12 protein-coding genes are annotated in these 9,146 nt (G+C 54.7%); 10 read left to right on the top strand and 2 right to left on the bottom strand.

The window, feature by feature from the left end; translation table 11 throughout:
- Positions 1 to 1,323: DNA topoisomerase (locus FDX19_RS01855; RefSeq protein WP_137381388.1), on the top strand; the 1,323-nt coding region annotated here is incomplete at its 5' end.
- Positions 1,324 to 1,397: 74 nt separating this feature from the next.
- Here FDX19_RS01855 and FDX19_RS01850 read toward each other — a convergent pair.
- The gene (locus FDX19_RS01850; protein WP_137381383.1) at positions 1,398 to 1,685 is read right to left on the bottom strand and encodes a hypothetical protein; all 288 of its coding nucleotides are present in this window, start codon (positions 1,683 to 1,685) and stop codon (positions 1,398 to 1,400) included.
- Between the two features lie 47 nt (positions 1,686 to 1,732).
- Here FDX19_RS01850 and FDX19_RS25650 point away from each other — a divergent pair, with 47 nt between their 5' ends.
- From FDX19_RS25650 to FDX19_RS01830, 3 genes are all read left to right on the top strand, one after another.
- Entirely contained in the window at positions 1,733 to 1,873 is a 141-nt protein-coding gene (locus tag FDX19_RS25650; protein WP_137381382.1) for a Com family DNA-binding transcriptional regulator, read from the top strand.
- Positions 1,874 to 1,923: 50 nt separating this feature from the next.
- Entirely contained in the window at positions 1,924 to 3,156 is a 1,233-nt protein-coding gene (locus tag FDX19_RS01840) for a DNA cytosine methyltransferase (protein WP_137381381.1), read from the top strand.
- Between the two features lie 159 nt (positions 3,157 to 3,315).
- Positions 3,316 to 3,606, top strand: coding sequence for a hypothetical protein (locus FDX19_RS01830; RefSeq protein WP_137381379.1), 291 nt, complete (start codon positions 3,316 to 3,318; stop codon positions 3,604 to 3,606).
- A gap of 6 nt (positions 3,607 to 3,612) precedes the next feature.
- Here the strand turns inward: FDX19_RS01830 and FDX19_RS01825 are convergent, their stop codons facing one another.
- On the bottom strand, positions 3,613 to 3,873 hold the full coding sequence (locus FDX19_RS01825; protein WP_137381378.1) for a hypothetical protein: 261 nt from the start codon (positions 3,871 to 3,873) through the stop codon (positions 3,613 to 3,615).
- A gap of 207 nt (positions 3,874 to 4,080) precedes the next feature.
- On the opposite strand from FDX19_RS01825, the gene FDX19_RS01820 reads away from it, so the two are divergent.
- The 6 genes from FDX19_RS01820 to FDX19_RS01795 are packed head-to-tail and all read left to right on the top strand — an operon-like array spanning position 4,081 to position 9,115.
- The gene (locus FDX19_RS01820; protein WP_170974329.1) at positions 4,081 to 4,560 is read left to right on the top strand and encodes a response regulator; all 480 of its coding nucleotides are present in this window, start codon (positions 4,081 to 4,083) and stop codon (positions 4,558 to 4,560) included.
- Positions 4,561 to 4,571: 11 nt separating this feature from the next.
- A complete protein-coding gene (locus FDX19_RS01815) occupies positions 4,572 to 5,252 on the top strand; it encodes a TIGR03759 family integrating conjugative element protein (RefSeq protein WP_137381376.1) in 681 nt (226 codons plus the stop codon).
- Entirely contained in the window at positions 5,228 to 5,752 is a 525-nt protein-coding gene (locus FDX19_RS01810) for a lytic transglycosylase domain-containing protein (RefSeq protein WP_137381375.1), read from the top strand. Before FDX19_RS01815 ends, FDX19_RS01810 begins: the two co-directional genes overlap by 25 nt.
- Before the next feature lie 33 nt (positions 5,753 to 5,785).
- Positions 5,786 to 6,298, top strand: a complete 513-nt coding sequence (locus FDX19_RS01805; RefSeq protein ID WP_137381374.1) for an integrating conjugative element protein — start codon at positions 5,786 to 5,788, stop codon at positions 6,296 to 6,298.
- A complete protein-coding gene (traD, locus tag FDX19_RS01800) occupies positions 6,295 to 8,412 on the top strand; it encodes a type IV conjugative transfer system coupling protein TraD (RefSeq protein ID WP_137381373.1) in 2,118 nt (705 codons plus the stop codon). The genes FDX19_RS01805 and traD overlap by 4 nt, the downstream gene beginning before the upstream one ends.
- A complete protein-coding gene (locus FDX19_RS01795) occupies positions 8,405 to 9,115 on the top strand; it encodes a TIGR03747 family integrating conjugative element membrane protein (protein ID WP_137381372.1) in 711 nt (236 codons plus the stop codon). Before traD ends, FDX19_RS01795 begins: the two co-directional genes overlap by 8 nt.
- Positions 9,116 to 9,146 lie beyond the last annotated feature (31 nt).

The following is a 9,146-nucleotide window of genomic DNA, read 5'->3' as shown; positions in this document are numbered from 1 at the left end:
GCGGACTGGTTGTGCGGGATGAATCTCACGCGGTTATACACCATTCTGGGGCGCAAACCAGGGCAAAAAGGGGGCGTGTTCTCGGTCGGACGCGTACAGACACCGACACTGAGCCTGATTGTTAACCGTGACCGGGAGATCGCAAATTTCATTCCCCGTGATTTCTGGACGCTTGCGGTCAGGCTGACCGGGCAGAACACATCATTTCAGGCGCAATGGCAGTCGCCAGAGGCGGTATGCGATGAGGAAGGCCGCTGTGTTAATCAGTCTGCACTACAGCAGGCTGCCGCAGATATCCGCCGCGCCGCGCAGGCTCGCGTAACCAGTACCGAAACAAAACACCTTAAAGAAAGTGCACCGCTGCCGTTTGACCTCGGTACATTACAGCAGGTCTGTTCGAAAAAATTTGGCTTTGGCGCACAGCAGGTGCTGGATATCGCCCAGAATCTGTACGAAACCCATAAAGCAACAACGTACCCGCGCACCGATTGCGGATACCTGCCGGAGTCCATGTTTGCCGAAGTACAGCAGGTGTTCAGCGCCCTGCAAGCCACCGGGCCGGTATTCCGGCCATTACTCACGCAGTGCAATCCGCAGCAAAAATCCCGCGTCTGGAACGACAGCAAAATCACTGCCCACCATGCGATTATCCCGACCATGCAGCCTGCTGATTTAAGCAAAATGAATGATGATGAATGGCGTGTATACGACCTGATTTGTCGTCACTACCTGGCGCAGTTTATGCCGCTACACGAAGCGGACAAAACACAGGTCCGGCTGGAATGCGGCGGGCATTCGCTTGTCGCAAACGGTAATGTCATCATAGTTCCCGGCTGGAAAACCCTGTTCAGCGAGGATAATGCAGAGGATGAAAACAAACAGTCGCTGCCCCGACTGGCGGAGAACACACTGTGTCCCGTCACGGGCGTAGAGCCGAAAGGACAGAAAACGCGCCCGCCGGAGCATTACACAGAAGGGACACTGATTGCGGCGATGAAAAATGCCAGCCGGTTTGTCACTGACGAACGGCTGAAGCAGCGCCTCCGGGACAGCGCGGGGTTAGGCACCGAGGCGACACGCGCTGGCATCATTGAAACCCTGCTTAAACGTGGTTATATCCGCAAAGAAAAACGTCATCTTATTGCCACCGACAACGCCGCCACGCTGATGGCTATGTTGCCGGATATCGTGAAAGATCCAGGTATGACGGCGTTATGGGAACAGGCGCTTGATGAAATTGCTGTCGGTAAACTGCCGCTGGCGGTTTTTCTGCAAAAACAATCACTCTGGATAACGAAAATGACGGAACAGGCCCAACGGTAAACACAGGCGTATCGCTGAATATCTTAGCCGCCTTTCATGAACGGGCGGCTTTTCTTTTCCGGCAGAAAACTGGTTTAACGGCGAATGGTGCAGTGAACGTGATTAAACTGATCGCACACGGCTGTAGCATCCTGCCCTGTGCCGGGGCCGACCGGCAAAAAAGTCGGAGCCGTTTGTGCGAAAGCGCCATGACAACGATCCGTCACCCCGTATTGCGGATCAATACTGCCAGTCAGGTGGTATCCGGGGTTTTCTTCACGTTGTGTTTTCTCTCCTTCTTTTATGCAGGCTATTTCCTGCCAGCGCCTGTTACGGGCGCTTTCCTTTATTTCGGCCACAGAGTTTTGGGTAGCCTGTTTCACCAGGTAACGCCTATTATGCGCCTCCGTTTCATCATCAGAGAGGTGCCATGCCAGCCCCGAAAAATGACCAGCCACTACGCTGCGGACAGTGCCAGCGTTTGCTGGCAGTAGTAGCAGGCCCGTATTTACTCCTTCATATCAAATGCCCGCGCTGTAAAACGCTTAACCATTTCACCCGCAGCCACTGAGCTTACCACCTGAATGCCTGTGAGCATCCCCACCCGTCAGGAGGGGAACAGTGATACCCAAAAATACCTTAACTTATTGCTCTGTCTGTAGCGGTATTGAAGCCGTCAGTGTCGCCTGGCGTGACTTACCTTTCAGGCCACTTTGGTTCAGCGAAATCGAGGCTTTTCCGTGTGCTGTATTAGCCCACCACTGGCCGGATATACCTAATCAGGGTGATATGACCACGCTGGCGGCGCGAATCAGTCGTGATGACATTCCCGCGCCCGATATTCTTATCGGGGGAACGCCCTGCCAGAGCTTTAGTATCGCCGGAATGAAACTGGGTCTGAACGATCCGCGCGGCCAGCTTACGCTGGCATATATCAGACTGGCCGATGCTGTTGACCAGAAAAGAAAGGAGAAAGAGCAAAATGAAGCCATTATCGTGTGGGAAAACGTCCCCGGCGTCCTCAGCGACAGTACCAACGCTTTTGGACACTTCCTTGCCGGACTGGCTGGTGCAGATAATGCGTTCACCCCCGGAAATCCCCCTGCCGCAGGAAAATCATCCACGTACTGGCGCTGGTCGAAAAAAGCGCGCCAACATATTCCAAAATGGCCCCGCGCAGGTTGTGTGTATGGTGCCAGACGAACCATCGCCTGGATCGTCAGAGACGCCCAACACTTCGGACTCGCCCAGAGACGCAAGCGCCTGTACCTTATCGCAGGTGCTGGAGAAGACTTCGATCCCGCCGAAATATTGTTTGAGTTCACGGGCCTGCGCCGGAATACTGCGCCGGGCGGCAGCGCTGAATCGCCCGCTACCGGTTCAGCTACGGCAGGTACTGGAGGCGAGAGCGATTATCAGACCGTCTACAACAAACGATGCGTAGGCGTATATGCTGCCAGTCACATTCACAGCACCTGTACCGCCAGCGATTATAAAGACGCTCACGACCTAGTGGTCTTTCCCGCCGTCTGTATTGCTGCCAACACTATCGAACGCAAACCGCAGAGCGGAGGCCATCATCTCGGGATGTCACCCGAATTATGTTATACCCTCGACACATCTCATAGCTCTCACGCTGTTATTACCGACTATACCGTCCGTCGCCTGATGCCGCTGGAGTACGAACGGTTGCAGGGATTTCCCGACCATTTCACCCGCATTCCCTGGCGCGGGAAACTGGCGACGGACTGCCCTGACGGGCCACGCTATAAAGCGCTGGGCAATTCGATGGCGGTTCCGGTGATTACATGGCTGGGTAAGCGTCTGAATGAATATCTGGCAACCCGCTGCTGAAAATAATTTCCCCGTCTGTGCAAACAGGCGGATTTCTTTATTTGGCAAAAGTGAGTTCTTTATTATCCATCCCGCACCGGTTTGTTTTACTGCTCCGGCAATCTGCTGTCGCGGACAGCGCCCTTTAATCCCTTTGATTGCTTTCCCGGAGAATTTATTATGAATGATATGGTGTTACAGGCGCAGTTAAATGTGCTGCATAATACAGAAAAACAGGCCGTACAGAGTTTGTTGACCACGGCATTACAGCATGGCTTTCAGCTCGCAGAACTTACCCGGCTGGCAGAAAAATATCATACCAGTGTTGCAGTAATGGAGATTAATAATCGCAATGGCGACTGCATTGTGAATTATGCCAACGGTAGCGGGTATTTTACCCGCCAGTTTGGCCTCCATTACGGGGATGCGTCTGAATTTGTGGAGCAGTTCGACACATGGTGGTATCAGTAACGGCCTTTATTCTGTGACGCTCTCCGGGGCGTCATTTTTTACCGGTTTATGCCAGGGTCGCAGTTTACGGACATATTCCAGCGTCCTGCAATGATGCACGGAATAAACTGGCTTTCCATTGTCATCCACCGGATGAATATCAAAATGCAGCGTCCCGCCAGCGCCAGTCAGTTGATCTCGACCGACGCCTGATATAAACCAGTGCGTTCCCTCACTGTCTGTCCAGTATGTCGCTGCGTATTTATCGAATGCTTCGCTGTAATTCATTTCATTGACCTTTATTTATCATCTTTTCTGTTTCTGGTGGCGTGCGGAATGCACGGCAATCGCAAAATTTGCGTCACTCTGTCGGTTTTTGCAATACGCCGGATGTCCGGCCATTTATCTGTTGCTGGTGAATTTCAGTTTACTGCGGCTTTTATCGTCGTTTTTTCCCATCCTGTCCCGGTCCTTATTTGCCGGAGAAGAGTATTTATGACGCCATTTAATATCTGGCCTGTGGCAGCGGTCCTGCTGTTATCAGCCTGTATCAGCAAACCGCAGCCGGTTCCTGCTGTGACCACTGCCTCCGCCGCATCTGCAACACCCGCTCCCACTGAGGTTGTCCATACCGCCCGTTACACGCTGGTCAGCCTCACGCCTGAAGATACCCTGCGCTATCCGTTGCGCCAGATTACCAGCCATAACCTGGTCATTTCGAAGAAAACGCCGGTTATCACGCGCGGTGATGCCCTGCATACCTGGCTGTCCGGTACGGGCTACGGTCTGTGCCTGCCGGTGACAGACGACATGCGCCAGTTTATGGGCAGTCCGTTGCCGGATAACCAGCGCTCATCAGGGCCACTGCGCATCAGCGACGCGCTACAGCTTATTGCCGGTTCGGCCTGGCAGATGAGTACAGATGAAGTCACGCGCACCGTTTGTTTTCAGCACTCGCCGCAGACACTGAGCTGACCGGAGGAGCCATGAAACGATATTACGCCGGTTTTCTTTTGCTGGTTGCTGCCGTAGCGCAGGGCGCAGATAAAGCCGCGACCACAGTTACCCGTAGTCACGAAACGCCTCTTTACAACAACACTGCCGCGCAGTCGTGGGGACTGACTCAGGAAGAGTGGTCGCATTACGAAGCACTGAAACGCGGGGAGCGTGGGATATGGTCGCCCTCGCTCGATCCACTGACCACGCTCGGCGTGGAAGCAACGAGCGATGCAGAGCGTCAGCGCTTTGCTGACCTGCTGGTCGAAAAAGAATCGCAGCGCGTGGAGAAAGAGCTGGCGTTTCAGCGAGTCTATGACGAAGCATGGAAGCGCCGTTTCCCTGCGTTGACACCCGTCGCCGCGGTGTCGCTGGACACCACTTCCCGGCTGGCGGTGTTTGTCAGCGAAAACTGTCCGTCCTGCGATACCCGGATGAAAACTCTGCTTGCCTCCGGCCATCCGCTGGATATTTATCTGGTGGACAGCCGCAATGATGACAGCCGCCTGCGCCGTCTGGCACTGACCTGGAAAATCGACGCCGCACGGGTACAGCGTCGGGATATCACACTCAACCATGACGCTGGACGCTGGTTACAATACGGCCAGGGCAAAATGCCGGTGGTACTGGCAAAACAGGGGGACACATGGTTGCCCGTTACTGCGCCCTGATGGCACTGCTGCTGCCCGCACTGCCGGTTCACGCCGTGCCGTCTGTTCCTGAGGGCTATCGTCAGGTGGCGCAACAGGCGCGGGTTCCGGCGGAGCTGCTTTATGCCGTGGCGCTGACCGAATCCGGGTCCCGCCTGCCGCAGGGCATTCGTCCGTGGCCGTGGACGTTGAATGTTGCCGGGCGCGGCTACCGGTACGCCACCCGTCGCGACGCCTGCGCGGCATTGCAGCGATTCGTACTTACCACCAATCCGAAGCGGATCGATATCGGGCCAGGGCAAATCAACCTCGGCTGGCACGGACAGCATTTCGCCACGCCCTGTGATGCGCTGGCCCCGTACCCAAACCTGCGACTTGCTGCACAACTATTACGCAGCTATTACGACCACTGGCAGAGCTGGGCAGAAGCTGCTGGCCGCTATCATCACCCGGCAGGCGGCAAACCCGCACTGCGCTACCGGACGCTGGTACTTCGTCATCTGCAAAATCTTTCCTCATGAATCAGTGAAAACCACAAAGAAGGCGTTCATGACATGCTGAAAATATTACTTCCTGTATTAATGATGGCGCTCTCCCTGCCATCATCTGCTGCCCTGACCGTGGTTGCTGACCTGGGCGGCGAGTCCTCCACGGCATTGTTTGAGTCCATTAGCCCTGCGCCGGAGATGCCAGTGCCAGACGCGCCCACGGCCTCATCCTCTGCGCAGCCGGTCCCGCTGAACGAGGCTGTTTTCCCGGTGGTTTCCCATAGCCTGCATCCTGGTACGGTGACGCCACGCCCGCTGTCACTGCCGGGGATGACGCCTCTTTTTCTGATCGGCGACGATCCGCAGTCACTGCGCTGGCTCAGTCAACGCCGCGCGGAACTGAAATCCCTCAACGCCACCGGACTGGTCGTTAGTGTTGGTTCACAGGCACGTTTTGAAGCACTACAGCAACAGGCTCCGGGCATTATTTTGTTGCCTGCAAGCGGCGACGATCTTGCTGCACGCCTGCAACTTGATACGTACCCGGTGCTTATCACCGATGCGGGGCTGTCACAGTGAGCCAGCGCCATATCATCGAAAACCTGCTGCGCCCGGCGGTGGAACTCTACAGCGCCGCCACCGGGCTGGCCGCCGGAACGATTTGCCTGGTTGCTCCCTGGTCACTGATGCTGGCCCCGGTGGTCAGTTATCCGCTGGCGGTGGGATTTTTCCTGTTTGCCGGACTTCGCGCGTATCAGGGGCTGCATATTCTGCGCTACCGCCGTAACCTGCGCCGCCTGCCGCGCTACGTGATGAGCAGCCGCCAGGTGCCGATCAGCCGTCATGTCCTGTTTCTGGGGCGGGGTTTTCGCTGGGAACAAAAACACACCCAGCGTCTGCACGCCTGCCGCCGTCCCGACGCGGCGCAGTATATTCGTCCGGGCTGGCTGTACCGGCAGGCCCGCAGGCTGGAAAAAGCCTGCGACGCTTCACTGCCTGTTGTCCGGCGACTGTTTGCCTGGGATAACCGGCTGAATCCGGTACGGCCACTGCCACCTGTCGGCGGCAGTCCGTTGTTGCACGGTGTCGAGCTGGATGAGGCCGATGTGACCCTGCCGCTGGGAGAGCGCGTCGGCCATACGCTGGTGATGGGCACAACAAGAGTGGGCAAAACCCGTCTGGCGGAGATACTCATCACTCAGGATATTCGGCGCGGTGAAGTCGTGATTATTTTCGACCCCAAAGGCGATGCAGACCTGTTGAAACGTGCATACGCCGAGGCGAAACGCGCCGGGCGGGAAAATGAGTTTTACGTATTTCATCTGGGCTGGCCTGATATTTCAGCTCGTTATAACGCGGTGGGCCGCTTCGGGCGTATTTCAGAAGTTGCCAGCCGCATCGCAGGACAGCTTTCCGGGGAAGGCAATTCAGCAGCATTTAAAGAATTCGCCTGGCGGTTTGTGAATATCATTTCCCGCGCACTCATCGAGTTGGGACAGCGCCCGGACTATCTGCAAATATCCCGTCATGTGGTTAACATTGACGATCTGTTTATCCGTTATGCACAGTATTATCTGCCAAAACACGAGCCAAAAGCCTGGGAGATCATTGCGCAGATTGCGGGGAAAGTGACCGATAAAAATACCCCACGAAACCTACAGGGCCGTGATAAATACGTGGTGGCGCTGGAGCAATATCTTGCCGCGACCAAAATTTATGACCCAATACTTGATGGCCTGCGTTCTGCCGTGCGCTACGACAAAACCTATTTTGATAAAATCGTCGCGTCTTTATTACCTCTGCTTGAGAAACTGACCACCGGCAAGACAGCACAACTACTGGCCCCGTCCTACAGCGACCTTGACGATCCGCGACCAATATTTGACTGGCAGCAAATTATCCGCAAGCGCGGCGTGGTCTATGTCGGGCTGGACGCACTGTCAGATACCGAAGTGGCTGCTGCCGTGGGAAACTCTATGTTTGCCGACCTGGTGAGTATTGCAGGCTATATCTATAAATTCGGCGTTAATGATGGCCTGCCTGGTGAAGAGAACCTGGTTAAAGTCCCTATCAACCTGCACTGTGACGAGTTCAATGAACTTATGGGTGATGAGTTTATCCCGCTCATTAACAAGGGCGGTGGCGCGGGGATTCAGGTGACGGCCTACACCCAGACACTCTCGGATATCGAAGCGCGGATCGGCAATCATGCAAAAGCGGGACAAGTGATCGGTAACTTCAACAACCTGATCATGTTGCGAGTGCGTGAGACGGCAACCGCAGAGTTACTGACCGGCCAGTTACATGATGTTGAAGTGCTGACCAGTACCGTCATGTCCGGCGTCACGGACACCTCAAACCCCGACAATGGTACTGATTTCACCAGTAATACCGCTGAGCATATTGGCTCTGCCAGTGTGCCGTTAATTGATCCCGCTGCGCTGATCCAGCTTCCGAAAGGTCAGGCGTTTGCGCTGCTGGAAGGGGGACAGCTATGGAAAATCCGGATGCCGCTGCCAGCGGCGGGTAATGATGCACTGATGCCAGAGAACATCGCACAGCTTGCTGACTATATGCAGTCAAACTACCGTAGCGGTGAACAGTGGTGGAACAGTGTCGCAACGCCGGAGACGGAGGCAGAGACAAATCATGCTGAACTGCTGGCGGCATTACAGGAGGGACTGAATGAGTGATTCAACGGCACAGCATCAAAGCCAGAACACCGTGCCCAAAAAAGGACTGATAGCCACGCCGCTGTCGTGGATCGGTAAAATCTGCACAACATTGTTCGCATCACTGCTGTTCGGCTTAGTGGTGGAGTGGCTGGGGATAACATTTTTCTGGCCTGAACAGGGCGCAGAACACAGCCATATGATGCTGAATATGGAGCTGGGCTGGTTTGCTGAAAACGTCAGGCACAGCATTTTAATGGATGATCCGGTCGGACGACTTAGTACGTTACTAAGCCAGATCTGGCGATGGCTGTTTGTGGAAACCCGGTTTATGTCCTGGCTAGGGCAATTACGTCATAAACCCGCAGGCCACTGGATATATTATGTTACGCCCTATGCTCAGGCGGCAGTATATATCGTTATGACATTTATGTTGCGTTTATTTATTCTGCTGCTGACCTCGCCGCTGTTTATGCTGGCGGTGCTGATCGGAATAACTGACGGACTGGTGCGCCGTGATGTTCGCCGTTTCGGCAGTGGATATGAATCCGGTTTTATTTATCACCATGCAAAACGGTCCGTAATGCCGGCATTCTTTCTGACGTGGATAATTTATCTGTCGCTGCCATTTTCGGTGAATCCTTGTGTGATATTACTGCCCGCAGCACTACTGTCTGGTCTGGTTATCAGCATTGCAACAGGCGCATTTAAAAAGTATCTGTAACATTTAACCTTCAAAATAAGGTTTTGGTTTT

The organism is Citrobacter sp. wls619 (genome assembly GCF_005281345.1).
In the GTDB taxonomy this organism is placed as follows: domain Bacteria; phylum Pseudomonadota; class Gammaproteobacteria; order Enterobacterales; family Enterobacteriaceae; genus Citrobacter.
Note: the sequence above shows the minus strand (reverse complement) of the source record. Positions and strands in the feature narration are given on the sequence as shown.